Annotated in this window: 2 protein-coding genes; both read right to left on the minus strand. The window is 46.1% G+C overall.

Translation table 11 applies throughout. The annotated features are described in order from the left end of the window. Positions 1-86: 86 nt before the first annotated feature. Positions 87-752: a cytochrome b/b6 domain-containing protein gene (locus OEL57_RS16590; RefSeq protein WP_300742037.1), complete on the minus strand. Its 666-nt coding sequence runs from the start codon at positions 750-752 to the stop codon at positions 87-89. A 5-nt stretch (positions 753-757) separates the two neighbouring features. Then, positions 758-1,780 (minus strand): cytochrome c3 family protein, encoded by a 1,023-nt coding sequence (locus tag OEL57_RS16595; protein WP_300742038.1) that lies wholly within the window; start codon positions 1,778-1,780, stop codon positions 758-760. Positions 1,781-1,783 lie beyond the last annotated feature (3 nt).

Genomic DNA, 1,783 nt, shown 5'->3' on the forward strand with positions numbered 1-1,783 from the left:
ATTTTTTATATAAGGTGTCAAGTCCAGGTAAATTAATACTAGTCGGTGTGATTCCGTTTGGCGTGTGTAACATGAGTATGCCTCCTCTAATCTGCGGTATTATGCAGTTCATCGCCCTCATGATGGTGTTCAACCTTTTCCCAGCCGGTCCACATTGGTTTGAAATAGGCCAGTGGGGTTGCACCAAGAGTTGCCAGATAGACATGCGTCATCAGAAAGGCACCCAACATACAGGCCAGTATAAAGTGCAATGTTACCAGAATTTGCAGCCCTCCCAACATAAGCAGCATCTGGCGAAGTGGACCTATATTTAACAGGGCTATCCCGGTCAGGCTGACAAACGGTACGATTACAAACATGATGGCCAGATAGGCTGATTTTTGCATCGGATTGAATTTGCTGTCTGGTGTTGCATGAAACGGGGCAGATGCACCTTTGAAATAACCGTAGAAGTAAAAAAACATCTGTTTTATGAGGCCATTTGACAGTTCATCCATTTTGGGTACGTAGATATTGGTAAGTGCTCCGGATACCCACTTGTAGTAGAAAAACCAGAAAGAAAACGACAAGGCAACAACAATACCGGCAGTATTATGCAGTAAGATGGCATCTCGGTAGCTACCACAAATTGAGACATAATCAGGAAAACGGATCTGAATACCTGAGATTATCAGTGTGACAATACCAAGAGCATTCAACCAGTGCCATATTCTAACCGGTGTCGGTTGCAGATAGATTAATTTGGTATCCATGACAGCTACTCCTTCCTTCTGTTTTTTCTGGTTAAAAAGCGGAAAAAACCATGACCGATCGGCATGACCATGCCGCCTGCCAAGATACCAACGCCTAACATGTTCAGGATGGTATTACGGGATGATCCCATCATGTAAAAGTCTGGAATAACATTGAGTGCGGCAATGTTTGCCCCTTTTTCAATATCCATATGCTGAAAGGTGCCGTCTTGTTTTGGCAGGACCAAACGGCTGACCTGGGCCGCATCAGGGCCTGCAGCATGGCAGGAGGTACAGTTCCAGCTTTTATCTGATATCTGGAAAGCGTGTGATGTTGTGGCAGGCGTCAGAATCGCCTTTAAATACAGATCTTTGTTCGCGGGATTGGTGTTGAAGTTTCTCAGCTCTTCAATGGAGATGTAGCTATCCTGGTTTCTATCAACCAGTTGTGCAATGTTGTCAGAGCTCGCCTTTGATTTCAGGTAGGCATAATCGGCAACGGTAGTCGCTGCGCCTGTCTTTTTCTGATCCCGTCGGGAGACATAGACGGATAACACGAAGGTATCAGACTTGGTGTGGCAGGTAATGCAGTTGATTGAGCCGAGATGAAGATTGGATTGTGGCAGCCATTGGGCATGGCTGGCCGTGATCCTGTCTTGCGTGTGACAGGTGGTGCAGGTTTTATTCAGATCAAGTGCATACACCTCTCCTGGTTTGTGGACAGAGTGTGGATTGTGGCAGGCACTGCAATCAGGTACACTTAACGAGTGTTTGCTGATTGAATATTGGGTCGCAATATCAGTATGACAGTCGGAGCAGGTGGTTGTGCGTGCAATTTTACCATCCTTGGGGTGGCTGTCGGAGACCGTATTATGGCACGTTTTACAGCCAAGCTGGGCGTGGGTTGTATGCTGAAATGCTTTTGGACTTATCTGATTGGCAGATCCTACAAGTTCTTTGTCCTTATGGCAGCTGAGACATGATTTATTTTTCTGGACTCCATCGCCAAAAGTGAAACCAGGCTCAGCTTGTCCAGACTGTGGTATCAAGCA

The sequence above is a fragment of the Trichlorobacter sp. genome, assembly GCF_030247655.1.
GTDB lineage: Bacteria > Desulfobacterota > Desulfuromonadia > Geobacterales > Pseudopelobacteraceae > Trichlorobacter.

What these genes read in the sequence shown, in the direction of transcription:
- OEL57_RS16590 (WP_300742037.1), bottom strand. Translation starts at nt 752, where the DNA reads ATGGATACCAAATTAATCTATCTGCAACCGACACCGGTTAGAATATGG.